The organism is Nonomuraea sp. NPDC003201 (assembly GCF_053590415.1).
On record NZ_JBSFTC010000150.1, the window covers coordinates 1 to 26,678 of the forward strand.

Sequence of the window (26,678 nt, forward strand, 5' to 3'; positions counted from 1 at the left end):
CGCCCCGGCGGGCCTCGCGCCGCGGCCTCGTGATCGGCGCCGTCGCAGTCCTGCTCGCCGGAGCGGGCCTGCTGACCGTGCAGCCCGCCCAGGCCGCCGTCGCCTGCCGGGTCGACTACGCCATCAGTTCGAGCTGGTCAGGCGGCTTCAACGCCAGCGTCACCATCAACAACCTCGGTGACGCGGTCAACGGCTGGCGGCTGACCTGGTCCTTCGGCGCCGGCCAGCAGATCACCCAGATCTGGAACGCCACCCAGACCCAGTCCGGCTCGTCGGTGACCGCCACCAACGTCTCCTACAACGCCTCCATCCCCTCCGGCGGCAGCGCCAACTTCGGGTTCAACGGCTCGTGGACCGGCAGCAACCCGGTGCCCACGTCGTTCGCCCTGAACGGCGTGACCTGCGGCAACCCCGGCACCCCCACGCCCACCCCCACACCGACCCCCACCCCCACCCCGACCCCGACCCCGACCCCGACCGGCACGTGCACTCTTCCGTCGACGTACCGCTGGACATCGACCGGCGCGCTGGCGAACCCGAAGTCGGGCTGGGTCTCGCTCAAGGACTTCACCACCGTCGTCTACAACGGCAGGCATCTCGTCTACGGGACGACGCACGACACGGGAACGGCGTGGGGCTCGATGAACTTCGGCCTCTTCACCAACTGGTCCGACATGGCCTCGGCCAGCCAGAACACGATGTCCTCCTCCACCGTCGCGCCCACGCTCTTCTACTTCGCCCCGAAGAACATCTGGGTGCTCGCCTACCAGTGGGGTGGCACCGCCTTCTCCTACCGGACCTCCAGCGACCCCACCAATCCGAACGGCTGGTCATCGCAGCAGGTGCTCTTCTCCGGAAGCATCTCCGGCTCCGGAACAGGCCCCATCGACCAGACACTCATCGGTGACAGCACGAACATGTACCTGTTCTTCGCCGGGGACAACGGCAAGATCTACCGGGCCGGCATGCCCATCGGAAACTTCCCGGGCAGTTTCGGCTCGACCTCGACGGTGATCATGAGCGACTCGACGAACAACCTGTTCGAAGCCGTTCAGGTCTACAAGCTCCAGGGCCAGAACCGGTACCTCATGCTCGTCGAGGCGATCGGCTCGCAGGGCCGCTACTTCCGCTCGTTCACGGCCACCAGCCTGGACGGTTCGTGGACACCGCAGGCCGCGACGGAGAGCAACCCCTTCGCCGGCAAGGCCAACAGCGGCGCCACCTGGACCAACGACATCAGCCACGGCGATCTGGTCCGCAGCAACCCCGATCAGACCATGACCGTTGACCCCTGCAATCTGCAGTTGCTCTACCAGGGACGCAACCCCAGCTCGGGCGGCGACTACGGCCTCCTGCCCTACCGGCCGGGCCTGCTGACCCTGCAGCACTGATGAGGTGACACGGATCCGTCCCTGAGAGCGGCCTTCCGGTTGGCAACGGTGGTCATCCCAGCCCCCGTCACCAACCGGAAGGCCCGCCCGCCGACTTCCTGCCGCACCGTGCTCTCCGCAATGACCCCATCGGTCGTGGACTCGCGAAGTCGGCCCGGCCACACACCCGCCGCCAGCATGTAGTTCCGGGGGCCGTGGCGTCCCGGTGCAACCAGGGGAGGCAGCACGGGGTTCAAGGGGCGCATCAGGGACGGTGAACCGCCCCTCGCTCCTGAAATCTCGCTCACGATGGGAGTCCCGATATGTCTGCAGTTCTGGACGGCAAGGCAGCGCTGGTGACCGGCGGCAGCCGCGGCATCGGCAAGGCGATCGCGCTCCGGCTCGCCGCGGACGGGGCGGATGTGGCGGTGACCTGCCGGCACAGCACCGACCAGGCCCGCGCCGTGGTGGAGCAGGTCAAGGCAATGGGACGCCGCGCCATGGCCCTCCAGGCAGACGCCGGCGACCCCGCGGCGGTCACGGACGCCGTTCAGCGGGCGGCCGGCGAGTTCGGCCGGTTGGACGTCCTGGTCAACAACGCGGGAGTGTTCCCCTTCGGGCCGCTGCAGGACGTTCGTCCGGAGGACTTCGACCGAGTCCTCGCCATCAACGTACGTGCGCCGTTCATCGCCGCTCAGACCGCGGCAACGCACATGACCGAAGGCGGACGGATCATCAACATCGGCAGCTGCCTGTCCGGCCGCACACCTTTCCCCGGCATCACCCTGTATGCATTGAGCAAGACCGCCCTCACCGGGCTGACCAAGGGCCTTGCACGCGACCTCGGTCCGAGGGGCATCACCGCCAACGTCATCCATCCCGGCCCGATCGACACCGACATGAACCCCGCCGACGGGCCGGGCGCCGACGCTCAGAGCGCCTACACCGCCCTCGGGCACTACGGCGAGCCCGCGGACATCGCCGCGACCGTCGCGCACCTGGCCGGCGAGGGAGGCCGATACATCACCGGCGCCTCCATAGCAGTGGACGGCGGCGTCACCGCCTGACTCCTTGCCGGTCCGCGAGGAAAACACAAGAGCGAAAAGGCCGTCGGGAACCCGCCATCCTCCCGGCGGCCTTCGCGCATCATCGACCAGATCCGTTACGAGCACATCCACCGTCTGCACGTCACGCCGGCCTTCGCCAAGCGCCAGGCGAAGAGCACCAAGCGCTCATGGCAGGAACCCGTCGGGCGGAGGCGATGGGGGCACAGCCGCAGAGAGCACCCCTTGATCAGGGGCTCATGTTGATCGACGATGGCGAAGAGGATCCTCGCGAGCAACGAGCAGGCGGTGGCCACCGCGACGGATCCCGCACCCCAGCGGGGCCAAACGGGAGAGGTTGAACGTGTCGAAAAGCGACTTGCAAACCGCGCTGGAACAGGCGGTGCAGCTCGCCGGGTACCCCAAGATAGCCGTCTACGGACTGGACGCCCAGCTCTGGGCCGTCAGTCCCGATGATTTCAGTGTCCAGCCCGAGGAGTTTCAAGCGATCGTCAGCGCGGTCAATGACGTCACCCTCCTGTGGAACGACAACTATCTCTACTTTGAAGGCGTCCCGTACGAGTTGTCGTACGACGAGAACCTGTTGACATATACCGTCCCACAGTTCGTGGTCAGAGACCTGGACGAAAGTGATGGTGACGGCATTGGCTGTGCCCTGGTGGAGCAGGGCCTCATCATCGCGCTGTTCAACGCGGACACGTCGGACGACGAGTACACGTACATCGAAATTTTGGCCGATCTAGTTGGCACCCGGCATAACTGACTGCTTTAGAACCCTCCGGCTCCTCGAAGTTGATCGGGGTTTGACGTCTCGCCGGCGTAGGGGACTTGCGAGAGCTCCCCAAGTCGCCCGAACTGCGCACGGTCTCCACCGACGGCACCGACCGCACCAGGACTCCGTCTCAGGCCTCCTGGCCGAACCGACCGGAACCGGGGTGGGCAGCATCCCCCGCTGCGCGGTCGACACCGACGGCCCGCAGTCCTGATCCGGCGACGAGGGCGTCGCCGAGTTCCGAACGTAGATAGAGGACCGAGCGACCGTGGCGGGCGCTGGCGAGGAGGCCGGCGGCGCGGAGCGTGCGGAGGTGCTGGTTGACGGCCGAGGGGGTGACGCCCAGGCGGCCGGAGAGTTCGGTCGATGAGGCGGGGGTCTCAAGCATGGTGAGCAGCCCTGCCCGGGTGGCGCCCAGAAGGTCGGTGAGCACCCCTGGGGAGTGACGGGGCTCCGCTTGCCAGAGCGTGCCGACGCCCCGGGTGCCGTACATGATCAAAGGGGGCTCGGACGGGGAGATGGGGACGGTAGCGGCCCGGCTGAAGAGGGTCGGGACCAGGGTGAGGCCCTCGCCACCGGTGGAGCGCCGGTAGCGGGCGTCGCTGATCAGCCGCATGGATACGACGCCGTCCTTCAGCCGAACGCGCTCGCTGAGGTCGGCGAACATCGCGGCCAGGCCGTGGGCCGAGATGACCTGGCCGCGATGGACCACGTCGGCCTGCAGGACCGCGCGCATCCTGGGCCACCAGGGCGCGAAGCAGGTGCGCCAGTAATCCCGCAGCGCGTCCAGGATGCGGGCCGACGGGTCGCCGCGCAGCGGCTCGGGGAGCCGGGGGTGGATGGCGCGCAGGTCGTCGAGCACCCGGTCCACGGGCACGCGGGCGACCGCGGCGAGTTCGTCGTCGATGCGGGTGAGCGGGGCATGGGGGCGGGGTGACAGGTAGTCCGGCGTCCACATGTCGTCGTTGGTGAGCGCTTGCAGCAGGGGCACGTCCAGCGTGGATCGGGCCTGCTCCGTCCGGCGCAGCCAGGGCAGGTGCACGGGGTAGCGGCCAGGGTCGCGGAACGTGCGCAACGACAACGTGAGCTCGTTGAGCGGCGAGATGGCGAAGCGGACGTCGGCCACGTCCATCCCCGCGAGCTCGTACTCGATCAGCCCCGCCATGAAGCCATACGCTACATCAATTGGCGACAATGGCCCTATTACGGGATAAAGGCCCCCGTGATCCAGACCTTCTTCCCTCAGGACCGCGTCGCCCGCTCACTGACCGTCAGCACGATGGCGTTCGCACTCTCCAGTGGCGTCTTCTACACCGTCAGCACGCTGTACTTCACGCTCGTCATCGGGCTCAGCGCGACGACGGTGGGTCTCGGGCTGGGCATCGCGGGCGGCACCGGGGTGCTGGCCTCGTACGCGGGAGGGTGGCTGGCTGACCGGGTCGGCGCGCACCACGTCCAGACGGTGGCGACAGGGCTCAACGGGGTTGCGCTGCTCGCCTACACGTTCGTCTCCGACGCCGTCGTGTTCACTCTGATCGCCTGCCTGGCCGTGATCACGCGTTCGGTGGGCTCCTCGTCGAAGCAGGCGATGCTGGCGCGGTGGTACACCGGCCCGGAGCGGGTCGAGGTCCGGGCCCGGATGCGCGTGGTCACGAACGTCTTCATCGGCCTGGGCACGGTGGCCGCTGCGGCGGCGCTCCTGATCGGCACCGCGTCGGCGTACCGTGTGGCGGTGGTCGTCGCCGGCGTCTTGCTGCTGGCGGCCACCGTGCCGCTGGCCGGGCTCGGGCGTCAGGTGCCGGAGCTCGCCGCCAGGATGACCGCCGTCAGGGAGCGCACCGCGTCCGCCGGGCCTTCGCCGCTCAGGGACCGTACGTACATCGCGAGCGTGGCGTGCAACACCGTGGTGGCCACGCAGTTCGGCCTGCTGACCGTCGGCATGCCGCTCTGGGTGGCCACCACCGACGCGCCCACCGCCATCGTCTCCGTGCTACTCGTCCTCAACACCGTGGTCGTGGCCGCACTCCAGGTGCGCGCCTCGCGCGGCACCGACGACGTGCGCAAGGCCGGGCGCACGGTCAGGCGCGCGTCGTGGCTGCTCGCGATGGCATGCGGTCTGTACGCTCTGGCCGGCTACGGAAACATGATCGTCGCCTGCGTCCTGTGCGTCCTGGCCGCGTTCGCCCACACCATGGGTGAGATCCTGGGCGAGGCGGGTGGCTGGGGCATGGCCTTCGAACTGGCCGACCAGCGCAGCGCCGGCGCCTACCAAGGCCTCAGCCAGACCGGCTACGCGATCGCCGCCATGTTCTCCCCGATCCTCGCCACCACCGCCGTCGAACACGGCACCGCGGGCTGGGTCGGCCTGGCCGCCCTCTTCGTCCTGGCCGGCACGGGCGCCGCCGCAGTGGCCCGGCACGCAGCTGCCAGGGATCGAGCGGGACTTGGGGGCTCTTCGATGGTAGGCGTGAGTTAAGCGGGGTTGAGGCATCCGCGTCCGCGTCGGGTAGTGGCGCGGGTGCGTAGACGCCGGCTCTTGGCGCCGACGACGCCGCGCTACCTGTTCCGCCACTGCGTGCAGGCCCACCGCGCCACAACCGTGCCGGCCGGCACCTGGCCCGACTCCCTCGATGACCGGCTTATCACCTGCGAAACGGGAGTCGACCTCGACGGCTACGTCTGGGGAGTCAACTGGCAGATGCTCACCCCTACGATGCCGTGTCCCCGTCTCGCTTGATGCTTGGCAGTCCTGCCTGCGAGCCGAATCAGGCGGTGCTCACGCTCCGCGGCATGAGCGGATCGGGGGTCTTTGTCATTGAGCGCGGACGAGGGTGAGCATGTCTTTCACCGAACCGGCCGGGTCGCTGATCGGAAACTGCACCGCACGGATGATCGCATTGGGGTCGACCAGCAAGGTGAGGCGCTTGAAGCGGTCGACACCGGCCGCCCGGAAGGTCGGCAGCAGCAGCCCGGCCGCGAGCTTGCTGTCCTGGTCGGACAGAAGCGGGTAGGGCAACCTCGCGTGCGCGACGAAGGCGGACAGCTGGTCGGGTCGCTGGGTGCTGACGCCTCGGATCACGGCACCGGACGCCTCGAAGTCGGCATGCCGTGTCGCGTAGGTGAGGGACTCCAGAGTGCAACCCGTGGCGCCCGGGATGTCGGCCCAACCAGGCGGGTAGCCCTGGGCGCCGGGCGCGAAGGCGCCGGGGAAGAAGTAGAGCACCGTCCAGACACCGGGTGCGTTGGGCGCGGCCCGTTCGCCGTCGTGTCGTTCCAGAACGACATCTGGCATTTTCCGACCGACCAGCTCATGCACCCGGCGGGTCTCGGCGGACCCGTCCTCGCTGGTCGCGGTCAGCGCGCCATCGCCCATCACATGCCTGGTACCCCAATCCTGTAGCGCGATGAGCGCCGGCAGCAGGCCCTCGCCCTTCGCGGTCAGCAGGTAGTCGTAACGCGGCGGGCGATCGGAGTAGGGCCGCTTCTCCAGTACCCCGTGTTCGACGAGGCCAGCGAGGCGCTCGGCCAGAGCTCGGCGGCTGACACCGAGCTCACGCTGAAGGCCGTCGAAGCGGGTGGTGCCGCCGGCGATGTCCCGCACCACCAGGAACGTCCACCAGTCACCGATCACTCCAAGCGCCTGCGCGATGCCGCAGTCGGCGTCGGGTAGATCAGCACGCTTCACATACCCCATTATATAGTGCATTCCATTCTGGAACTGACTCGGGAGATGTCGAGATGGCAGTCGACAGTGCGCGCGGCGCGAGCGTCTTCTGGCGGTGGTGGACGGCCGGCACGACCAGCGCGGTCGGTTCGGCGATGGGCGCAGTGGCGTTGCCACTGACGGCGTTGACGGTGCTCGACGCCTCCGCGTTAGAGATGGGCATGATCGCCGCTGCCGGTTACGTCGCCTGGATCGTGATCGGCCTACCCGCCGGGGTGATGGTGCAGCGACTACCCATGCGAAGGGTTCAGATCGGCGCTGACCTGGCACGCGCGGCGGCGGTCATCTCCATTCCTCTGGCGTGGTGGCTGGACTGTCTGACGGTCGCCCAGTTGGTGATCGTGGCCCTCGTGATCAGCTTCGCGGACGTCATCTTCGACGTCGCCAACTCGACCTTCCTGCCGTCGATCGTGAGCAAGGAGCAGTTGCAGTCCCGTAACAGCCTGACCTCCGGCACCCACGCCACAACTCAGCTCGGCGGACCATCCGTTGGCGGTCTCATCGTCCAGGTGCTCGGGGCTGTGCCTACCCTCCTCGTCGACGCGGCCAGCTACCTTGTCTCAGCCCTGCTGCTGCGGACCCTGCCCGAACGCCGCTCAGAGACCCCCGAGCGCCGGCCACCGGTACGCGCGATGATCCGGGAAGGCTGGCGTTTCGTCGTGCACCACCCGGTGATGGGGCCGTGCATGTGGGCCGCCACCGCGGCAAACACGGTCTGCGGGGCACAGCACGCGCTCTACGCGTTGTACCTCGTGCGCGAGTTGCACGCCGAGCCCGGCCTCGTCGGCCTGCTGCTGGCGGCCGACGGCGTTGGCACGCTGGTCGGCGCGGCTTTGACGAACCACATCACAGCCAGGCTCGGGACCGCCCGTGCCCTGATCGTCGCCGGATTCGTCTCACTCGCCGGGGCGCTTGTCGTGCCCCTCGGCACCGGCTGGCAGGCCTTCGTCGCCTTCGCCGTCGGCAATGTGGTCTTCTCCGCCGGCGTGGTGGTGTTCAGCGTGGTCACCCGCACCTACCGGCAGATCGCCAGCCCGCCCGACCTGCTGCCCCGGGTGATGGCGACGGTCCGCTTCGTCTCCTGGGGTGCGATCCCGATCGGCGGGTTGCTCGCCGGAGCCGTCGCCGGGGTCCTCAGCGGCCGCGTCACCTTGATGATTTTCGTCGTCGCGGCCGCCTGCATGCCGCTGGTCCTGCTGGCGTCACCGATCCGCCACCTGCGCAATCTCACCGACGGCGAGGCTACTTGGCCAAGTGGCGGCTGATGACCAGGCGCTGGATCTGGTTGGTGCCCTCGAAGATTTGCATGATCTTGGCCTCGCGCATGTAGCGCTCGACGCGGAACTCGCGCGTATACCCATACCCACCGAACACCTGCACCGCGTCCGTCGTGACCTTCATCGCCGCGTCCGTCGCCACCAGCTTGGCGATGCTCGCATGCTTGCCGTACGGCAGGCCCGCATCGCGCCGCCGGGCAGCGTCGAGGTAGGTGGCCCGCGCGCTCTCCACCCCCGCCGCCATGTCCGCCAGCAGGAACCCGAGCCCCTGGTGGTCGATGATCCGCTTGCCGAACGTCTGGCGTTCCTTGGCGTAGGCCACGGCCTCGTCGAGGGCGGCCTGTGCGAGGCCGGTGGCGCAGGCGGCGATGCCGAGCCGGCCCGAGTCGAGCGCGCTGAAGGCGATCTGCAGCCCCTGGCCCTCCTCGCCGATCAGCCGCTCCTCCTCCAGGATCGCCCCGTCCCAGTGGGCGCTGGTGGTCGGCACGGCGTGCAGCCCCATCTTCTCCTCGGGCCGCCCGAACGTCAGCCCGTCGGCGGCCCCCGGCGCGAGGAAGCAGGAGATGCCCCGCGACCCCTCCCCGGTCCGGACGAACAGCGCGTAGAAGTCGGCGAGGCCGCCGTGGGTGATCCACGCCTTGTTGCCGGTGATCCGGTAGCCGGTCTCCACCCGCTCCGCCTTGCAGGTCAGCGCCCCGGCGTCGGAGCCGGCCTGGGGCTCGGACAGGCTGTAGCCGCCGATCAGGCGCCCGGCCAGCATGTCGGGCAGCCACCGCTCGCGCTGCTCGGGGGTGCCGAAGGCGGAGACGGGGAAGCAGGCCAGGGTGTGCACGCTGGTGGCGACCGCGACGGCCGCCCACCGCATCGCCAGCTCCTCGATCACCTGCAGGTAGACCTCGTACGGCTGCCCGCCGCCGCCGAGCTCCTCCGGGTACGGCAGCCCGAGCAGCCCCGCCGCGCCCAGCGTGGCGAACAGCCCCTCCGGGTACGTCTCGGCGCGCTCGTGCTCGTCGACCCGGCGCGCGAGCTCCTTGTCGGCGATCTCGCGGGTCAGCTCGATGAGATCCCTGGAGTCCTGGTCGGGCAGCAGCCGGTCAACGGTCACGATCTCTCCTGGCTCGTAACGGGCTCGTCCAGCCGCGCGAGCGCGGCCTTGGCGCGGTCGCGGAACTCGGCGACCCGGGCGAGCTTGATGTCCTCGTACCCCCGGATCAGGTCGGGCAGGCCCGCGATCTCCGCGACCGTCTCGGCGCTGCCGGGCGTGAGCTTGTCCAGCGCGGTCCGCATCAGGTCGCGGTATTCGACGACCAGCTCGCGTTCGACGCGCCGTACGCGGGCGTGGCCGAAGACGTCGAACGTCGTGCCGCGCAGCACCCTGGCCGCCCGCAGCCCGCGGAACAGGACCCCGGCGGAACGGCGTACCTTGATCTTACGCTTGAGCCCCATCGCCCGCAGCAGCGGCGGGTGCAGCAGCACCGACACGACCGCGTCCGGGCCGTACTCGCGCTCCCTCCGCTCCTTCTCCGCGGGGTCGAGGTGCAGGCGGGCGACCTCGTACTCGTCCTTGTAGGCCATGAGCTTGTGCAGGGCCCGGGCGTACGCGAGCCCGATCCGGCCGCCCGCCTCCTCGCCCGCCAGCTTGACCGCGATGGCCGCCACCTGCCGCACGTCCTCCTCGTACGAGCGGGCGTAGGCGGCGTTCTGGTAGCCGGTCAGGTCGGCGACGCGGGTGGCCACCACCTCGTCCAGCCCTTCGGCGGCCGGCGACGGAGCGGGCTCCGCGGAGACCACGGTGGCGCGGCCCCAGCGGAAGGCGGCGAGGTTCTGCTCGACGGCGGCCCCGTTGAGCGTGATGGCCCGCTCGACGGCGGCGGCGGAGACGGGCAGGCAGCCGTGCTGGTAGGCGGCGCCGAGGAGGAGCAGGTTCACCGGCATGTGGTCGCCGAACAGGCGCTCCGACAGCCCCTGGGCGTCCAGGCACTCGACGCGCCTGGCGGCGGACTCGACGCGGGCGACCGCGTCCGCGTGCCCCGGCACGACCGCGCGCCCGGTCACCATGGCGGCGGTCGGGACGACGGCGGTGTTCAGGATGGCGACGGTGCGTTCGGGCGAGGCCGTGGCCAGGTTCGCCTCGGCCGCCGCGCCCAGCAGGTCGAACCCGATCAGCACGTCCGCGCTCCCCGGCGTGGCCCGTACGGAGCCCTCCAGGGGCCGCGCCGAGATCCGCACGTCGCTGACCACGGGCCCGCCCTTCTGCGCCAGCCCGGTCTGGTCGAGCCCGGAGGCGTACAGGCCGTCGAGGTGGGCCGCCATCTGCAGGATCTGCGAGACGGTGACGACGCCGGTGCCGCCGATGCCGGGCATCCGGATCAGGGCCTCGCCGGGCCGGCTCGCGGGCTCCGGCACCTCGGCGGGCGGCGGCGGGGCCTGGCGACGGCGTACGGTGCCCGGCTCCACCAGCAGGAACGACGGGCAGTCGCCCTTGAGGCAGCTCAGGTCGGAGTTGCAGGAGGCCTGGTGGATGCGGGTCTTGCGGCCGTACTCGGTCTCGACCGGCTGCACGGACAGGCACGTCGACACCTCGCCGCAGTCGCCGCAGCCCTCGCAGACCCGCTCGTTGATCACGACCTTCTCCGTGGGCGTGGGCAGCTTGCCGCGCTTGCGCAGCCGCCGCTCCTCGGCCGCGCACCGGTCGTCGTGGATGAGCACGGTCACGCCGTCGAGGGCGGCCAGCTCCTTCTCCACCTCGGGCAGGTCGTCGCGGTGCCGCACCGACGCGATCCCCGCCAGCCGCACCCCCCGGTACGTCTCCGGCTCCGGCGAGGTGACCACGATCCGGCGCACGCCCTCGATGGCCAGCTCGTGCGTCAGCGCAGGCACGTCCAGCCGGCCCTCGGCGCGCTGGCCGCCGGTCATGGCCACGGCGTCGTTGTAGAGCAGTTTGTACGTCATCGTCACCCCGGCGGCGACGGCGGCCCTGATCGCCAGGGAGCCGGAGTGGTGGAAGGTGCCGTCGCCGAGGTTCTGCACGAAGTGCCGGTCCTCGGTGAACGGCGCCAGCCCGAACCACTGCGCGCCCTCGCCGCCCATCTGCGTGAGGCCCACCTGGGTGCCGCGGCCGTGGCCGTCCAGGGCGATCATGGCGTGGCAGCCGATGCCGACGCCGACCAGCGTGCTGTCGGAGGTGCGGGTGGAGGTGTTGTGGGGGCAGCCGGAGCAGAAGTACGGGGTGCGCGCGGCCACCAGGGGCAGCATGCGCCTCGGCCGGACCTTCGCGCGCGGGGCCAGGTCGATGCCCAGGCAGGTGGCGACGGCCTTGGACACGTCCTCGGCGCCCAGGGTGCCGCGGGCGGTCAGCAGGTCCCGGCCCACGACCGCCGGCATGCGCTCCCGCCCGTACAGGGCCTGCTTGAGCTGCCCCTCCAGGAACGGCACCTTGTCCTCGACCACCAGCACCTTGTCCAGATCGGCGGTCATGGCGGCCAGGTCGTCGTAGGCGAGCGGGAACGGCATCCCGAGTTTGATCAGCCGGATCCCGCGCTCGTCCAGCGCCGCCTCGTCCAGGCCGAGGTCGGCCAGGGCGCGCAGGACCACCGCGTACGTGGTGCCGGAGGCCAGGATGCCCAGGGCGGTGTTGCCCGCGCCCGCCGTCACCCGGTTGAGGCCGTGCTCGCGGGCGTACTCGCGGGCCAGGTCGAGGCGGCGGGTGAGCATGTCGTGCTCGGCGTCCAGCGCGGCGGCGCCGAGCAGGAGGGGAGCCGCTCCGCGGTCTCTCTTGTCGGGCATCGGGATGCCGGCGCGGAGCCGGCCGAGGTCCACCGTGGCGGACGCGTCGGCGATGTCCGCGACGATCTTCAGCCCGGCCCAGAGCCCGGTGGCGCGCGACAGGGCCACCGCGTGCAGCCCGAACTCGACGATCTCCGCGATCGAGCCGGGCGCGAGCAGCGGCATGGACAGGCTCTGGCACATGGGCTCGCACGTGCTGGGCAGCGTGGAGGACTTGCAGCCGGGGTCGTCGCCGATCCAGGCCACCGCTCCGCCCAGGGGCGCCGTGCCGGCCGTGTTGGCGTGCCGGATGGCGTCGGCGGCGCGGTCGAGGCCGGGGTTCTTGCCGTACCAGAAGCCGGTGACGCCGTCGTGCCGGCGGCCCGGCACCTGGTCGAGCAGCTGGGTGCCGGCCACAGCCGTGGCGGCCAGCTCCTCGTTCAGGCCCGCCTGGAAGACCACGCCGGCCGGCTCCAGGAACCGTGCCGCCCGCTTCATCTCCAGGTCCACGCCTCCCAGCGGCGAACCCTGGTAGCCGGTGACGAACACGCGCGTGTCCAGCCCGTGTTCCTCGTCCAGCCGGCGCTGCTCCAGCGTCAGGCGTACCAGGGCCTGGATGCCGGAGATGAGGACCCGGCCGTCACGTGCCGTGTACTTGTCGTCGAGCGACACTGATGGCTCGCTCACGCTCGAACCTCCTGGCCTCGTACTTGTGTGCCAAGCACAGCAATGCGGGATGATATGCGCAAGTATTAGATGAGAAAGTGCCCGGAAGACGCAAACTATGTGAACACTTGGGCTTGGCGGCTGAGGTTCTTTGCGCCGGACGAAGGGGTTCTCGCATGCCTGATGTGGACGACGTCGACCACCGCATCCTCCGGCTGCTGCGGGAGGACGGGCGCAGGACGTTCTCGGAGATGGCGGAGCTGGTGGGGCTGTCGGTCGCGGCGGTGAAGCGGCGGGTCGACCGGCTCAGGGATCTCGGCGTGATCACGGGGTTCACGGTGCAGATCGACTACGGCAAGCTGGGGTGGGGGATCGAGGCGTTCACGGAGCTACGTTATCCGGGCACGACTCCCGTGAGCGAGATCGTCCGCACCGCCACGGACGTGCCCGAGGTGCAGGCGGTGTTCACGATCGCGGGCGACCCGGACGCCCTGATCCACGTGCGGGTACGCGACCTCGGGCACCTGCAGCAGGTCATCGACCGGCTGCGGCGGGCCGGGAACGTGACCGGGACCAAGACGCTGCTGGTGCTCGGCTCGTGGACCCGCGACGCGCTGTCCCCTCGCGCCCGCTGAGCCTCACCGCTTCTTGCCCGCTCCGGCGGGAGCGCGGGTACGGTCTCGGGCCTGCTCGCGGCGGGAGAAGTGCCAGACGAGCAGGCTGATCGCCAGGAGGACGGCGAAGCCCAGGCCGAGCCCCCAGCCCGACACGCCGGCCAGGGGAAGGTCGTCGCCCTCCGTCTCCGGTTCCTCGCCGCCGGACGCCGGCCGGGACCCGCGATGGGCCGGTCCCCCGCCGACCCCCACCTGATATCCACCCTCGTGGAGACCTTCCGGGTACGGCACCTGGCCGGGCCCGGCCTTCTCCCCGGGGCCCGGCTGACCGGGACCCGGCTGGACCGGCCCCTGGCCGGGGACGGGCTGGAGCGGATCCTGGCCGGGCAGGGGCGGAACGTAACCCTCACCGGGGACGGGCTGCGCAGGCCCGGCGTCGTCGCCCGAAGTGGGGCCCGGAACGGGGCCCGGCTCCGCCGTGGCGGACGGCACCGGATCGGCCGTGGGCACGGGGTCCGGTTCCTTGGGGGTGTCGGGGCTCGGCGTCGGCCGCGGAGCCGGGGCCGGGTCGGGTACGGCGGACGCGCAGCCGCCGCCCCCGGCGGGGCCCTCCACCGGCGCGTCCTCGGAACCGCCGGTGTTGCCGGGGGCGCAGTCGTCGACGGCGCCGTCCGGGCCCGCGGCCTCCGGACGGCCCCCGAGCCGCGCCCGGGTCGGGCTGACCATCCGCGTCGTGCCGCTGCCCATCCCCCAGGCCGTGACCTCGGCGCGGTTGAGGACGTGGGCACCCTCCGGGACTCCCGGGTCGATCGTGACCGGGATCTCGTAGCTCACGCTCTGCCCCGCGGGGAGCGTCTGCCCGGGCCCGCCGCAGGCGACGGCGCCGCCGTGCCTGATGAGGGCGCAGTCGTCGGGGATCGGGCCCGGGATCGCGTTGCGGTCCAGCGTGTCGATGACCGTCACGTTCTCGGCGGCCCGGTCCCCCGCGTTCGTGACGGTGACCGAGTAGACCGACTCCCCGCCGATGACCATCGGCTCCGGGCTGACGGTCCCGATGATCCGCAGGTCCGGGCTCCCGGGCACGTGGAACGCGGCCGGAACCGCGCCGGACAGCGGCGGCGGGGCGGAGCCGTACACTCCGGTCCACCCGCCTACGGCGAGGAGCGCGATGACCGCCGCGATCCCGGGCATGCCCATGTCGTCCCCCCGCCTGACCGCGCCGTGCCGCTCGACCGGGGACGATCCTCCTCTCACCCGCCCCGCCCACGGGGCGGCCCGACCGGAACCATGCGCCGCCATGGCGAACCCTTTGCCCGCCCGGCAGGCGTTCCGCGCTCGACGAACAGCAGCCCGCCAGGAATCAAGGACGCGTACCGTCGGGGTCATGCCCGATGTCGCGCGCTACGACGAGATCGCCGACTTCTACGCCTCCGGCTGGACCGACGTCATCGACGACCCGGCCTCCGCGCGCCTGCTCGACCTGCTGGGGCCGGTCGCGGGCACGCGGGTGCTGGAGATCGCCTGCGGCCACGGCCGGGTCAGCCGCGAGCTGGCCCGCCGGGGCGCCGCCGTCGTGGGCGTGGACGTCTCACAGGCCCTGATCGCGAAGGCGAGGGCCGCCGAGCGCGACGCGCCACTGGGCATCCGCTACCTCCACGCGGACGCCTCCCGGCCCGGCCTGCCGGATCCGTTCGACGCGGTGGTCTGCAACTTCGGCCTCTCCGACATCGACGACCTCGAAGGCGCCGTCGCATCCGCCGCCGTCGCGTTGCGGCCCGGAGGGGTCTTCGCCTGCTCGATCCTGCACCCGTGCTTCCCCGGCGGCCCGGGGGTGTCCGGCTCCTGGCCGGGGGACGCGCGCTACCACGCCGAGGGCTGGTGGCGCGCCGACGGGGAGCTTTCCGCGCTGCGCCGCCAGGTGGGCGCCAACCACCGTACGCTCTCGACGTACGTCAACACCTTCCGCCGCCACGGCCTGTGGGTGGACGAGCTCGCCGAGCCCGAGCCGGCTCCCGAATGGGCGGCGAATCGACCCGAAGCGGCCCGCTTCCCCGTGTTCCTCGTCATAAAGTGCGTCAAGGAATTACGGGAAACGGGGGCCTTGTCGTGAGTAATCCGGAGACCGCGGCTCAGTTGAGGGCGCACAGGGCGTCCAGGACCGCTCGGATCAGCATGAGCGCCTTCACCGGCACCCTCGGAGCGTTCGCGATGCTCGCGAGCTTCATGCCGACCAACTACGACTGGGACCCGGAGATGCCGGATTACAGCGATCCGGACATGATGACGCTGGCGACCGCGGCGTCGGGTTCCGCCGTCCTCCTGACCCTGCTGGCGATGGCCTTCGTGTGGCGGAGCACGTCGGCGTTCGTCGTCTTCTCCCTCCTCCTCGCCGTCGACCTCTACCGGTTCACCATGCTGATCACTCACTGAGGCGGCGTGTAGGGCGGGAGGTTGAAGCGGGTCCGGATGGTCCGCTGGACCGTCGCCTTGTCCGACCGGGCGTCGACGGTCATCACGTACTCCTTGCCCCTGAACAGCTCCACCACGGGGTCGATCTTGCTGTGGTACTCGCGCAGGCGCCTGGCCAGGGCGTCCGGGGTGTCGTCGGCGCGGGAGACCAGCTCGCCGCCGCACACGTCGCAGCGGCCCTCCTCCGCCGGCCGGTGGGCGATCAGGTTGTAGTCCATGCCGCAGCGCGAGCACAGGCGGCGGGCCAGGACGCGGCGGCGCACCTCCTCGTCCGGCAGGTCCAGGTGGATCACCCCGTCGATGTCGTAGCTCTCCAGGAAGAACTCCGCCTGGCGGCGGTTGCGGGGGAAGCCGTCGATGATGAAGCCGTAGTTCCAGTCGTGCTGCTGGAGCCGGTCCCTGACCACGGCCTCCACCAGGTCGTCCCCCACCAGTTCGCCGGCCGCGACCAGGCGGCGGACCTGGGCGCCCAGCTTGGTGTGGTTCTTGACGTGCCAGCGGAAGATGTCGCCGACGCTGATGTGCACGAGGTCGAGGTCGCCGGCGAGCATGGCGCTCTGGGTGCCCTTGCCGCTGCCCTGGACGCCGAGGATCACGTATTTGCGCATATGCCCCACGTTCCCACAACCGACCCAGCGGGATCATGGTCGGGAAGGTGTGTGGTGTGGCGGCACCCGGAGCACACCACACCACACACGTCCATCACCGAGGGGTGAACTGCCAGTTTGCGGAAATTTCCGAAATGTGTCAATGAATCATAGAAAGCTATCGGCCCTGGAGGCCGGTGCCGACCGTAATAATCTGCTATTACTTGGGGAAACTCTCGCCGAAATATTTCGGCACTCATGAAACTTGCGCAGCGTGAGTTGATACGTAGATTTCCGGATGCTTCACACAGCGGTTGTACCGGAAGGTGGGTTCATGCGCGCGCTGACCGTGTTCCTGTCCAGCCTGCTCCTCGCCACGACGCTCTCCGCCCCCGCCGGGGCGAAACCGCTCGCCGTGACGTCGCAGGTCGTCTTCCAGCGGGCCGACTTCGCCACCGGCACGTACGAGGGCACCACGGCCGGCGACGGCCTGTCGTTCGGCACGGCCGCCGGCACCGTCTCCTACACCGACGCGCTCGGCACCAAGAGCTGGGAGTACGCCCGCTGGACCGGCCCCGAGCGGACGATCGGGTTCGACGCCACCGAGCTGATCGCCTCCTGGACCGCGGACGTGCCCCCGGGCAGCTGGATGCAGGTCGAGGCCCGGGCCAGGAACGCCGAGGGGCTGACCAAGTGGTTCTCGCTCGGCCGCTGGGCGTACGCGGAGGGCGACATCCGCCGCACCTCCGTTTCGGGACAGGGCGACGCCGACGCGAACGTCTCGGTGGACACGCTGGTCGCGGCGGCGGGCAAGCCCATCACCGCCTACCAGCTGCGCCTCACCCTCTACCGCGTGCCCGGCTCCGCGGTCACGCCGCGCGTGCGCACCTCCGGCGTCATGGCCTCCAACGTGCCCGAGCGCAAGACCGTGCCGGTCAGCCCGGGCGGGGGCGCGTGGGGGACGGAGCTCGCCGTGCCGCGCCGCTCCCAGAACGTGCACCAGGGCCACTACCCCGAGTGGGACGGCGGCGGCGAGGCCTGGTGCAGCCCGACCTCGACCACCATGGTCCTCGGCTACTGGGACAGGTGGCCGAGCGCGCAGGACACCTCCTGGGTCGACCCCTCCGACCCGAACCCCGAGGTCGACTACGCCGCCCGCTACACCTACGACCACGCCTACCAGGGCGCCGGCAACTGGCCGTTCAACACCGCCTACGCCGGACGCTACGGGATGGATGGGTTCGTCACGCGGCTGCGGTCGCTGACCGAGCTGGAGCAGCTGATCAAGGCGGGCATCCCGGTCATCACGTCGCAGTCGTTCAAGAAGGGCGAGCTGCCCGGCGCCGGCTACGGCACCAACGGCCACCTCATGGCGATCGTGGGCTTCACCTCGTCGGGCGACGTGATCGCCAACGACCCGGCGTCGTCCGGCAACGCCGCCGTGCGCCACGTCTATCCCCGGGCGGCCTTCGAGAACGTGTGGCTGCGGAGCTCCAGCAGCGGCGGCGTGACGTACATCATCCACCCGCCCGGCCGCGCGCTGCCCGCCACGACTCCGGGGCTGCCCGCCAACTGGTGATCCCCGGCCCGGGATCTCGACGGAAGGTCGGAAGGGTGCGTACTCTGGCAACCGGGAGTTGTCGGGGGATCACGAGGCGCGCTCGGAGTGGCGTCTCCTAGTTCGTGCCGCCCGCCGACCTTCCTCGCCGTGGAGCGCCGGATGACCGACGACGAATTCGCGACCGTCGAGAGGCCCCGACCGCGCTGGAACGGTCCACCTCTCCTGCTGTCGTCCGGTGGCGCCCGCGTCCTGGTGGCGGGCACGGGGACGCATCGGCCCGAGTCGCCGCTGCCGGCGGTGCCCGCCGTGCCGGCGACGGTCGCGGACGTCGGGCGCTGCCTGGTCGAGCGCGGCGGGCTGGCGCAGGCCCACCTGACCGTACGGCTGGACCCGGCGACCCCCGCCGACCTGGGGCAGGCGCTGGACCGGCTGGCCCAGGAGGCGACCTCCGTCCTGATGTTCTACTACGTCGGCCACGGCCTCATCGGCCCGGACAACGAGCTGCACCTGGCCACCCGCGCCACCGTGGACCTCGGCCGGGGCGCGCCCGGATACCAGGCGCTGCCGTACGGGGTCGTGCGCCAGATCCTGTCCGCGTCGCGGGCCGAGCTCGTCGTCGTGGTCCTGGACTGCTGCTTCGCCGGCCGCGCCCGCGGGGCGTCGTCGCGGGCGGTGGAGCGGGTGTTCGACGCGATGTGGCAGGGGGCGTACCTGCTCACGTCGTCGAGCAGGGACGAGAACTCCTGGGCGCTGCCCGGCGTCCGGCACACGGCCTTCAGCGGCGCGCTGCTGCGGCTGCTGAACGCGGGCGACCCGGCGGGGCCCTCGGTGTTCACCCTGGATCACGTCTACCACAGCCTCGCCCGCAGGCTGCCCGACGCCGGTTTCCCCCGGCCCCGCCGCCAGGCCACCGACCTGGGCGATCGCCGCGCGTTCGCGGTCAACCCGGCCTACGTGGCCCCGCGCTCCCGGCCGGTCCCGCCGGTCGCGGAGCCCGGCGACGAGGCCGGCCCGTACCGGGGACTGGCCGTGTACGGGCCCGAGGACGCGGAGGTGTTCTTCGGGCGGCAGGAGCTGACCAGGTCGCTGGTGGCGCGGGTGCGGGAGGCGTTCGGGAGCGGACGCCCGCTGATCGTGACGGGTCCTTCGGGGGCGGGGAAGTCGTCGGTGCTGCGGGCCGGGCTGATCCCGGCGCTGCGGCACCAGACGGCGGAGGAGCTGTCGTGCGTCGTGCTGGCCCCGGGCGCGGATCCGTCGGCGGAGCTGGCCCGCAGGCTGCCCCCTGGCGGCCGGCGGTTACTGCTGGTGGTGGACCAGTTCGAGGAGGTCTTCACCGCGTGCGCGGACGAGCGGGCCAGGCGGCGCTTCGTCGAGGAGCTGGTCGCGCTCTCCGGCTCGGCGGCCGTGGTGGCCTCCGTCCGGGCCGACTTCTTCGGGCACTGCGCGTCGTACCCGGGGCTGCTGGAGGCGATGCAGCGGCCCGCGATCGTCGGGCCCATGACCGTGACGCAGCTGCGCGCCGCGATCGAGGGCCCGGCCGCGCGGGCGGGGCTCTCGCTGGAGCCCGGGCTCACCGACCTGCTGCTCGAAGACGTCGGAGCCGGTGACGTGGAGCGCTCGGGCGGCGTGCTGCCGCTGCTGTCCCACGCGCTGCTGGCCACCTGGCAGCGCCGTACGGAGCGAACGCTGACGATGGCCGCGTACCGGGCCTCGGGCGGCATCGCGCGGGCGCTGGCCACGAGCGCCGAGGAGACGCTGCGGCACCTCGGCGCGGACGTGGAGCCGATCGCACGAGACCTGCTGGTACGGCTGGTGCACCTCGACGAGCAGACCGACGACACGAGGAAGCGGGTGGCCCTGGCCGACCTGGCTCCCGCGGGCGTCCCGCGGCGGGTCCTGGACGAGTTCGTGCGCGCGCGGCTCCTCACGGTGAACGAGGACGAGGCGGAGATCGCCCACGAGGCCCTCATCCGCGCGTGGCCCAGGCTCCGGAACTGGATCGAGACCAACCGGGTCGACCTGCTCGTCCGCCAGCGCCTGGCCGAGGACGCGGAGACGTGGCAGCGGCAGGGCAGGGACCCGGCGTACCTGTACGCGGACAGCCGCCTGGCGGCGGCACAGGCTGTCGCGCAGGGCGCGCGATCGGCGACCGAGCGGGCGTTCCTCGACGCGGCGCTGCGGCGGCGCAGGCGGCGGACCTGGATCGTCCGCCAGGTGATCGCCGCGCTCACGGTCCTCCTCCTCGCCGCCGTGACCGCCGGCGTCCTGGCCCTGCGGCAGACCGCCGAGGTGACCAGGCAACGTGACCAGGCCGTCTCCACGCAGGTCGCCGGCTCCGCCAACGGCGCCGCCGACGCCTCGCTCGGCGCCCAGCTCTCCCTGGTCTCCTACCGCATCGCCGACACCCCGCAAGCCCGCGGCGCGCTGCTCGGCACGCTGGCGCACCCGGTCGGCGCCCGCCTGATCGGGCACCGGGGCCCGGTCGAGTGGGTGTCCTACCGCCCCGACGGCCGCATGATCGCCACCGCCTCCAGCGACGCCACCGCCCGGCTCTGGAACGTCTCCGACCTCGCCCGCCCCAAGGCCGTGAGCGAGCTCAAGGGCCACGCCGCGAGCGTGGTGCGAGCGGTGTTCAGCCCGGACGGGCGGGTGCTCGCGACCGCGTCCGTGGACCGGACCGCCCGGCTCTGGGACGTCTCCGACCCGGCCAGACCACGGCTCCTCGCCACGCTCACGGGCCACACGAACAAGGTGAGCTCGGTCGCGTTCAGCCCCAAAGGAGGCGTCCTGGCCACCGTCTCCTTCGACGGCACGACCCGGCTGTGGAACATCGCCGACCCCGCCCGGCCCGCCCAGATCGCCCTCCTGCGGCAGAAGTACGTGCTCAACGACGTCGCCTTCAGCCCCGACGGGCGGCTGCTGGCGACCGCGGCGGGCGACGGGAGCACCACGATCTTGGACGTGCTGGACCCGGCGCGGCCCGGCGACCCGACGGTGCTGAGCGCGCCGGACGGCGGCAGCACCTGGAGCGTGACCTTCGACCCCGCCGGCCGCCGGCTCGCCACCGCCTCCACCACCGGCACGCTGTACCTCTGGGACGTCACCGCGGCCAAGCGCGTCGGCACCGCGCGGGGCCGGGGCTCCTTCGTGTACGACGTCACGTTCAGCCCCGACGGCAAGCTGCTGGCCAGCACCGACACCGACGCCTCCGTCACCCTGTGGGACGTCTCGAACCCGGCGGAGCCGCGGCGCACGACCGCCCTGACCGGGTTCGCGAACACGGTGACCGCCGCCGCGTTCAGCCCGGACGGCCGGACGCTCGCCACGTCGTCGGCGGACACCATGGCCAGGCTGTGGAACGTCTCCGACCCCGCCCGCGTCTCCTACCGCGCCGGCCTCGGCGAGCACACCGGCCCCGTCAACGCGCTCTCGATCTCCCCGGACGGCCGGATCATGGCCACCGCGTCCGGCGACAAGACCGTCAAGCTCTGGGATGTCTCCGACCCGGGCCTGGCCAGGTCGCTGTCCACGCTCTCCGGTCACACGGACATCGTCCAGACGGTACGTTTCAGCGCGGACGGCCGCATGCTCGTCAGCGGCTCCTCCGACCAGACGGCCAAGCTGTGGGACGTCTCCCGGCCGGCCGCCCCGAAGCTGCTGGCGACGATCAGGAAGCACGTGAACGTCGTGGAGTCCGGCGCGTTCAGCCCGGACGGGCGGACGGTGGTGACGACGTCGCGGGACGGCCGCACCTACCTGTGGGACCTGACCGATCCCCGGGCCCCCAAGCTGGTCTCCTCGCCCGGCGACGCCGACAACTGGCTGAACGCCGCCATGTTCAGCCCCGACGGCCGCATGCTCGCGATCGGCTCGGGGACCGGGGCCATCCGGCTCTGGGACGTGTCCAAGCCCGCCACTCCGCGACTGCTGGCCAACTACCCCGCGCACACCAACAGCGTGCTGGGGCTCACGTACAGCCAGGACGGCAGGACGCTGGCGTCGGTGGGCTCCGACGGGACGGCCCGGCTCTGGGACCTCACCCACCCCGAGCGGCCGGCGCAGGTCGCGGTCCTGCTGGGGCACACGGGCGCGGTGGGCAGCGTGGCCTTCACCGCCGACGGGCGCAGGCTGGCCACGGGGGCGCACGACGGCACCATCCGGATCTGGAACCTCGCCGACCGGACCCGGCCGGTCACGTGGGCGGTGCTCGCCGGGTCCGACTGGGTCAACGGCGTGGCGTTCACGCCGGACGGGAACGTGCTGGCCAGCGCGTCGGGCAACGGGACGGCGCAGCTCTGGAGCATGGACGTGGAGCAGGCGCGGCAGCACGTCTGCGAGGTGTCCGGAATGACCATCACCCGGAGCGAGTGGGCCCAGTACGTGCCCGGGCTCCCGTACAGCCCGCCCTGCCAGGCCGGGTGACGCCGGTCGTGGAGATCGCGCGTCTTGCGCCCGCGGATCTCCCGGGCCATAGACTTCGGTGAGATGGCGTAATCTCCCATGATCCACCCGCACTGCTCCGTCTGCCGAAAACCGTGAAGGGCCGACCTTGTCGCGAAAAGTAAGCACAAAAGGCGTGCTCACCGACGACGAGCGTGTCACGATCCGCGACGTGGCCGCCCGGGCAGGCGTGTCGGCCACCACGGTCTCCAGGGTGATCAAGGGTGACTACCCGGTCGCCCAGGCCACCAGGACGCGGGTGCTGCGGGCGATGCGCGACCTCGACTACGTGCTCAACGTGCACGCCCGCGCCCTGTCGGGGGCGAGCACGAAGACGGTGGCGTTCGTGCTGGACGACGTCACGGGGCCGTCCTTCGCGTACGTGGCCAAGGGCGTCGAGCAGCAGGCCACCGCCGAGGGGCGGCTGTGCATGGTGTGCACCACCCACGGCGACCCGGCCAGGGAGCTGGCCGTCGTGGAGGCGATGCGCGAGCAGCGGGCCGACGCGGTGATCCTGGTGGGGGGCGGCTCGCTGGACGACACGTACCGCGAGCGCATGTCCCACTTCGCCCACGCCCTCGACAAGGCGGGCTCCCGGCTGGTGCTGTGCGGACGGCCGCCGCTCGGGGACGACGTGCCCACGACCGTCGTCGAGTACGACAACGAGGGCGGCGCCTACGCCATGACCAGCCACCTGCTGTCGCAGGGCCACCGGCACATCGCCCTGCTCGGCGCCTCGTCCCCCGCCGACCGCAGCACCACGAAGGTCGACCGGGAACGCGGGTTCGTGCGGGCGCACGAGTCCTTCGGGGTGCCGTACGACCCTGACCTGGTCATCCCGGCGGGGTTCGGCCGGGCCGACGGCTACGAGGGCACGCGCCGGCTGATCGCGCTCGGGACGCGGTTCACCGCGGTGTTCGCGGCCACCGACATGGTGGCCATCGGGGTGCTGGCGGCACTGCGGGAGGCGGGGCTGCGGGTGCCCGACGACGTGTCGCTCGTCGGGTACGACGACATCCCGTTCGCCGCCGACCTGGAGCCGGGGCTGACGACGGTGCACATCCCGACGGAGGAGCTGGGGCGGACGGCGGTCCGGCTCGCGCTCAACCGCGAGGAACGCCAGCACGTGGTCCTCGGCACCCACATCGTCGTCCGCAACTCCGTCCGCCCTCCGGCCCGAACCCAGTAGGCGGGCCGGGGCCCACCCGCCCCTTGACCGTCTGGGTGGTTGACCGACTGATGCCCACCCCGGCACCGTCGTTGACCGATGGGCAATGGCGTAGTCGGCGACCGAATCGACGAAGCACGTCCAGACGCCGATCCCGATCCGGGGAAAGAATCGGTCCCATGTCCGTGCAACCCGCGAACGGATCAGAGCATTAGCGAGCCAACGTTCGGAACGCCATCCGAGGCGTCGTCACAGGCACCTAGCGTACGACGTACTTGACCAAGGAAGGCCTCGTAGAGGCACGTTCAGCGGAGGTGTCACAATGACTGCCGTTCATTTCGGCAGCTACGCCGAGGCCGTGCGCATCTCAAAGCACTCTTGGACGCGGCTGAACGCGGCCGTGTGGCCACGGTGCGTCGCGAGTCGGCCACGACAGCCCTCGTAGACGTCGATAGATTGCGCCACCATCTCGCCGCGGTCACTCCATCGCGCGCACAAACGGTTCCCGAGGACGGCGGCTGGTCGATCTTCATTCCTGGCCCGCCCCTCGCAGCCGACGGCCGGACGTTCGATGAGGCCGTCATCGAGATGGTCGACGCGCTGCGCGAATACGCCGAAGACTGGCAGGACCGCTTGCTCGACGCCCCCGACCACGGCGAGAACTGGGGGCTGGTGCAGTTGATCAGCCTCAGTGATGACGATCAGCTGCGTGAATGGCTGGTGGGGAAGGCCCGGTGACCTGGCCCCGACGACCCACGCGCGAGGACCACGATCGGTTCTGTCGCATCGAAGGCCGGCGTCCGGCACGGGACGCTCGCGGGCGAAGCCGCGCGTGCCACCTGATCTTTAGGTAACGCGCCGCGTCCTGGATCAGAGGCGGATGTCGGCGGCGATCGGTAGGTGATCGCTGCCCGTCCTGGGCAGCGATTGGATCTTGGTCACTGTCATTCCGCGGGTCAGGATCTGGTCGATGCGCGCCAGCGGGACGCGCGCCGGCCAGCTGAAGGCGAAATCGCGAGGTGGGGCTGCCATCAGCGAGGCGACCGGGCGCAACCCCCGGTCGTCCACGGTGCTGTTGAGGTCGCCGAGCAGAAGGATGCGACCGACCGGCTCGGCTGCCAGCACGGCGCCGAGCCGGTGGGCGCTCTCGTCTCGGCGTACGGAATCAAAACCCCCCAGACCGATTCGCACCGAGGGCAGGTGAGCGACGTAGATCGCGATGTCACCCTGCGGGGTGCGGGCTACCGCGCGCAGGCCGCGGTTCCAGTCTGGGCCGACGCCGTGCGGACGGATGTCCACCAGAGCCGCCTCGGCGAGGGGGTAGCGGGACCAGAGTCCGACCGTGCCTTGCACCGTCCGATACGGGTACTCGACGCCCAACGCGGCGTCCCAGGTCGGGCGCGCCGCCGGCACGAGCTCCTCCAGGCCGATGACGTCCGGCCGGGCCGCGATCAGCTGGCGCGCGGTGCCGGCCGGGTCGGCGTTCTCGTCACTGACGTTGTGCTGTACCGCGACCAGGTGATGCGGCTGGTCCCCGCGGGGCAACAGGTGCCCGCCGAACTGGGCAAGCCAGGCGGCGGCCGGCACCAGCGCGGCCAGCGCGCCCACCATGGAACGCCGCCACCAGGCCAGGCCGAGCAGCACCGGGACGGCCAGCGCGAGCCACGGTAGGAACGTCTCGGCCAGGCTGCCGAGGTGACCGATCCCGTTCGGCACGGATCGGGGGAAGGCGATGACGGTCGCGGTCAGCGCCGCGAGTGCGACCAGGAGCAAACGGAAGATCGGCACGGCGAGATCCTTGCAGGCTTTGGTGTGATCCGGATCCCCTCTTGATCATGTCGCGCCTATTCACTGCTCCATGGCCATCCGGTGGCAAGGCCTTCCGCAGGTGGGTCCCGCTCACCTAAGAGCCTGCTGACGAAGGATTGGGTCGCTGAGGACGGGACAGGGATACGGGTGATGCCGGGAGAGCCGCTACGCTCCCGTGGCCCCATCGATGCGCTCCCGGATCAGGTCGGCGTGCCCGGTGTGCTGCGCGTACTCCTCCAGGAGGTGGATGTAGATCCAGCGGAGGCTGACCTTGCCGGTCGGCGCCCGGGGGTCGTCGGCCAGCTCCTCGAGGTCGATGTCCGCAACCGCGGCGTCGCAGGCAGCCGTCTCCGCGAGGAAGGCGGCGTAGTCCGCCTCGGCGTCGGCGTCGGCCACCAGGTCGAAGTCGCCGTCTTCGTACTCCTCCGTGATGTGCAGCTCGGGCAAGCTTTCGTGCAGGAACTTCTCCCGGAACCACCAGCGCTCGACTTCCGTCATGTGTCGCAGGAGGCCGAGCAGCGTCAGGTTGGACGGCTCCACAGAGGCGGTCTTCAGTTGCTCGGAGGTGAGGCCGGCGCATTTGCGCAGCAGGAACACCCGGCGGAGCTTCAACCAGTTGTCCAGCATCTCGCGTTCGCCACAGGCCATGTCCGTCCGAGGTCCCCGCTCTACGTCGGGTGCTGTCCACGTCATGCCACCATCATGACGACCTGCGCAACCGATTTTGCGGGGTACGCACGTATCTTGCCCGCCGCCGGGCGTATCGCTCGAAGATGGGGCTCGACCAGGGCATCCCTGTCCCGGCCTCAGCGACCAAATCCTTTGTCAGCAGGCTCTTACACCCGCGAGAACTAACTGATCATCAAAAGTGAGTCATGGCCCAATTGCCCGTCGGCCAACGACGGTGCCGGTGGCATTCCGGTCTGCGGTGGGCATCAGTTGGTCAACCACCCAGACGGTCAAGGGGTGGGCGAGCCCCGGCCCACCTACTGCCGTGGTGGGGCGGTGGACTCGCGGATGATCAGGCGTGGCGGGACCAGGGAGATGTCCGGCTGCGGCTGGCCGCTCAGTTCGGCGAGTGCCGCGTGGAAGCAGGCCCGGCCCAGCCCCACGAAGTCCATGCGTACGGTCGTCAGCGCCGGGGTCCAGAAGGCCGAGCCCGGGATGTCGTCGAAGCCCACGATGCTGACGTCCCCGGGAACGTCCTTGCCCGCGTCGTAGAGCGCCCGCCGTACCCCCTGCGCGATGTCGTCGTTGCCGCACAGGATCGCCGTCACCCCGGGCGAGCGGGCCAGCCGCTCCCCCGCCGCGTACGCCGACTCGATGTCCCACCCGCACCCCAGCACCGAGGGGATCTCCGCGCCCGCCTGCCGCAGCGCGTCGCGCCACCCC

At 71.0% G+C, this 26,678-nt stretch carries 22 protein-coding genes; 13 read left to right on the plus strand and 9 right to left on the minus strand.

Translation table 11 applies throughout. From position 1 onward, the window contains the following. The 3 genes from ACWDX9_RS37100 to ACWDX9_RS37110 form a co-directional block, all read left to right on the plus strand. A partial coding sequence (locus ACWDX9_RS37100; protein WP_449962558.1) for a non-reducing end alpha-L-arabinofuranosidase family hydrolase occupies positions 1-1,391 on the plus strand: 1,391 nt, incomplete at its 5' end. A 302-nt stretch (positions 1,392-1,693) separates the two neighbouring features. Further along, positions 1,694-2,437 (plus strand): SDR family NAD(P)-dependent oxidoreductase, encoded by a 744-nt coding sequence (locus ACWDX9_RS37105; RefSeq protein ID WP_449962561.1) that lies wholly within the window; start codon positions 1,694-1,696, stop codon positions 2,435-2,437. Positions 2,438-2,777: 340 nt separating this feature from the next. Further along, positions 2,778-3,197: a profilin gene (locus tag ACWDX9_RS37110; RefSeq protein ID WP_449962563.1), complete on the plus strand. Its 420-nt coding sequence runs from the start codon at positions 2,778-2,780 to the stop codon at positions 3,195-3,197. 139 nt (positions 3,198-3,336) lie between these two features. Here ACWDX9_RS37110 and ACWDX9_RS37115 read toward each other — a convergent pair whose 3' ends face one another. Then, positions 3,337-4,371, minus strand: coding sequence for a DUF5937 family protein (locus tag ACWDX9_RS37115; RefSeq protein WP_449962566.1), 1,035 nt, complete (start codon positions 4,369-4,371; stop codon positions 3,337-3,339). A gap of 57 nt (positions 4,372-4,428) precedes the next feature. On the opposite strand from ACWDX9_RS37115, the gene ACWDX9_RS37120 reads away from it, so the two are divergent. After that, the gene (locus tag ACWDX9_RS37120; protein WP_449962568.1) at positions 4,429-5,682 is read left to right on the plus strand and encodes an MFS transporter; all 1,254 of its coding nucleotides are present in this window, start codon (positions 4,429-4,431) and stop codon (positions 5,680-5,682) included. A gap of 42 nt (positions 5,683-5,724) precedes the next feature. Then, positions 5,725-5,943 carry a YxiG-like protein gene (locus ACWDX9_RS37125; RefSeq protein WP_449962571.1) on the plus strand — a complete coding sequence of 73 codons (219 nt, stop codon included), beginning with the start codon at positions 5,725-5,727 and terminating at the stop codon, positions 5,941-5,943. A gap of 75 nt (positions 5,944-6,018) precedes the next feature. On the opposite strand, the gene ACWDX9_RS37130 is transcribed toward ACWDX9_RS37125, so the two are convergent. Beyond that, a complete protein-coding gene (locus ACWDX9_RS37130; protein WP_449962573.1) occupies positions 6,019-6,891 on the minus strand; it encodes a winged helix-turn-helix transcriptional regulator in 873 nt (290 codons plus the stop codon). A gap of 53 nt (positions 6,892-6,944) precedes the next feature. Here ACWDX9_RS37130 and ACWDX9_RS37135 point away from each other — a divergent pair, with 53 nt between their 5' ends. Beyond that, positions 6,945-8,195, plus strand: coding sequence for an MFS transporter (locus tag ACWDX9_RS37135; RefSeq protein WP_449962576.1), 1,251 nt, complete (start codon positions 6,945-6,947; stop codon positions 8,193-8,195). Here the strand turns inward: ACWDX9_RS37135 and ACWDX9_RS37140 are convergent. After that, positions 8,173-9,312, minus strand: a complete 1,140-nt coding sequence (locus ACWDX9_RS37140; protein ID WP_449962578.1) for an acyl-CoA dehydrogenase family protein — start codon at positions 9,310-9,312, stop codon at positions 8,173-8,175. The two genes, ACWDX9_RS37135 and ACWDX9_RS37140, sit on opposite strands and share 23 nt — an antisense overlap. Further along, positions 9,309-12,659 (minus strand): indolepyruvate ferredoxin oxidoreductase family protein, encoded by a 3,351-nt coding sequence (locus ACWDX9_RS37145; RefSeq protein ID WP_449962581.1) that lies wholly within the window; start codon positions 12,657-12,659, stop codon positions 9,309-9,311. Before ACWDX9_RS37145 ends, ACWDX9_RS37140 begins: the two co-directional genes overlap by 4 nt. A 155-nt stretch (positions 12,660-12,814) precedes the next feature. On the opposite strand from ACWDX9_RS37145, the gene ACWDX9_RS37150 reads away from it, so the two are divergent. Further along, a complete protein-coding gene (locus tag ACWDX9_RS37150; protein ID WP_449962584.1) occupies positions 12,815-13,273 on the plus strand; it encodes an Lrp/AsnC family transcriptional regulator in 459 nt (152 codons plus the stop codon). A 3-nt stretch (positions 13,274-13,276) separates the two neighbouring features. Here ACWDX9_RS37150 and ACWDX9_RS37155 read toward each other — a convergent pair whose 3' ends face one another. After that, positions 13,277-14,506, minus strand: coding sequence for a hypothetical protein (locus tag ACWDX9_RS37155; protein WP_449962587.1), 1,230 nt, complete (start codon positions 14,504-14,506; stop codon positions 13,277-13,279). A 130-nt stretch (positions 14,507-14,636) separates the two neighbouring features. Here ACWDX9_RS37155 and ACWDX9_RS37160 point away from each other — a divergent pair, with 130 nt between their 5' ends. Together ACWDX9_RS37160 and ACWDX9_RS37165 are read left to right on the plus strand one after the other, a co-directional pair. Then, positions 14,637-15,362: a class I SAM-dependent methyltransferase gene (locus ACWDX9_RS37160; protein ID WP_449962590.1), complete on the plus strand. Its 726-nt coding sequence runs from the start codon at positions 14,637-14,639 to the stop codon at positions 15,360-15,362. Positions 15,363-15,424: 62 nt separating this feature from the next. Continuing rightward, on the plus strand, positions 15,425-15,682 hold the full coding sequence (locus tag ACWDX9_RS37165; RefSeq protein ID WP_449962593.1) for a hypothetical protein: 258 nt from the start codon (positions 15,425-15,427) through the stop codon (positions 15,680-15,682). On the opposite strand, the gene ACWDX9_RS37170 is transcribed toward ACWDX9_RS37165, so the two are convergent. Continuing rightward, entirely contained in the window at positions 15,676-16,329 is a 654-nt protein-coding gene (locus tag ACWDX9_RS37170) for an adenylate kinase family protein (protein WP_350725282.1), read from the minus strand. The genes ACWDX9_RS37165 and ACWDX9_RS37170 overlap by 7 nt on opposite strands. A gap of 313 nt (positions 16,330-16,642) precedes the next feature. Here ACWDX9_RS37170 and ACWDX9_RS37175 point away from each other — a divergent pair, with 313 nt between their 5' ends. The 4 genes from ACWDX9_RS37175 (at position 16,643) to ACWDX9_RS37190 (ending at position 24,215) form a co-directional block, all read left to right on the plus strand. Beyond that, the gene (locus tag ACWDX9_RS37175) at positions 16,643-17,887 is read left to right on the plus strand and encodes a C39 family peptidase (protein ID WP_449962595.1); all 1,245 of its coding nucleotides are present in this window, start codon (positions 16,643-16,645) and stop codon (positions 17,885-17,887) included. Between the two features lie 141 nt (positions 17,888-18,028). Further along, positions 18,029-22,291, plus strand: coding sequence for a caspase, EACC1-associated type (locus tag ACWDX9_RS37180; RefSeq protein WP_449962598.1), 4,263 nt, complete (start codon positions 18,029-18,031; stop codon positions 22,289-22,291). 154 nt (positions 22,292-22,445) lie between these two features. Next, a complete protein-coding gene (locus tag ACWDX9_RS37185; protein WP_449962601.1) occupies positions 22,446-23,498 on the plus strand; it encodes a LacI family DNA-binding transcriptional regulator in 1,053 nt (350 codons plus the stop codon). Between the two features lie 357 nt (positions 23,499-23,855). Next, entirely contained in the window at positions 23,856-24,215 is a 360-nt protein-coding gene (locus tag ACWDX9_RS37190) for a prevent-host-death protein (RefSeq protein WP_449962603.1), read from the plus strand. Between the two features lie 132 nt (positions 24,216-24,347). Here the strand turns inward: ACWDX9_RS37190 and ACWDX9_RS37195 are convergent, their stop codons facing one another. From ACWDX9_RS37195 to ACWDX9_RS37205, 3 genes are all read right to left on the minus strand, one after another. Beyond that, complete coding sequence (locus ACWDX9_RS37195; protein WP_449962606.1) at positions 24,348-25,265, minus strand: endonuclease/exonuclease/phosphatase family protein; 918 nt, start codon at positions 25,263-25,265, stop codon at positions 24,348-24,350. Between the two features lie 186 nt (positions 25,266-25,451). Further along, a complete protein-coding gene (locus ACWDX9_RS37200) occupies positions 25,452-25,979 on the minus strand; it encodes a DinB family protein (RefSeq protein ID WP_449962609.1) in 528 nt (175 codons plus the stop codon). 293 nt (positions 25,980-26,272) lie between these two features. Continuing rightward, a partial coding sequence (locus ACWDX9_RS37205; RefSeq protein ID WP_449962612.1) for a substrate-binding domain-containing protein occupies positions 26,273-26,678 on the minus strand: 406 nt, incomplete at its 5' end.

What these genes read in the sequence shown, in the direction of transcription:
- ACWDX9_RS37105 (WP_449962561.1), top strand. Translation starts at nt 1,694, where the DNA reads ATGTCTGCAGTTCTGGACGGCAAGGCAGCGCTGGTGACCGGCGGCAGC.
- ACWDX9_RS37115 (WP_449962566.1), bottom strand. Translation starts at nt 4,371, where the DNA reads ATGGCGGGGCTGATCGAGTACGAGCTCGCGGGGATGGACGTGGCCGAC.
- ACWDX9_RS37135 (WP_449962576.1), top strand. Translation starts at nt 6,945, where the DNA reads ATGGCAGTCGACAGTGCGCGCGGCGCGAGCGTCTTCTGGCGGTGGTGG.
- ACWDX9_RS37150 (WP_449962584.1), top strand. Translation starts at nt 12,815, where the DNA reads ATGCCTGATGTGGACGACGTCGACCACCGCATCCTCCGGCTGCTGCGG.
- ACWDX9_RS37160 (WP_449962590.1), top strand. Translation starts at nt 14,637, where the DNA reads ATGCCCGATGTCGCGCGCTACGACGAGATCGCCGACTTCTACGCCTCC.
- ACWDX9_RS37165 (WP_449962593.1), top strand. Translation starts at nt 15,425, where the DNA reads ATGAGCGCCTTCACCGGCACCCTCGGAGCGTTCGCGATGCTCGCGAGC.
- ACWDX9_RS37170 (WP_350725282.1), bottom strand. Translation starts at nt 16,329, where the DNA reads ATGCGCAAATACGTGATCCTCGGCGTCCAGGGCAGCGGCAAGGGCACC.
- ACWDX9_RS37175 (WP_449962595.1), top strand. Translation starts at nt 16,643, where the DNA reads ATGCGCGCGCTGACCGTGTTCCTGTCCAGCCTGCTCCTCGCCACGACG.
- ACWDX9_RS37180 (WP_449962598.1), top strand. Translation starts at nt 18,029, where the DNA reads ATGACCGACGACGAATTCGCGACCGTCGAGAGGCCCCGACCGCGCTGG.
- ACWDX9_RS37200 (WP_449962609.1), bottom strand. Translation starts at nt 25,979, where the DNA reads ATGACGTGGACAGCACCCGACGTAGAGCGGGGACCTCGGACGGACATG.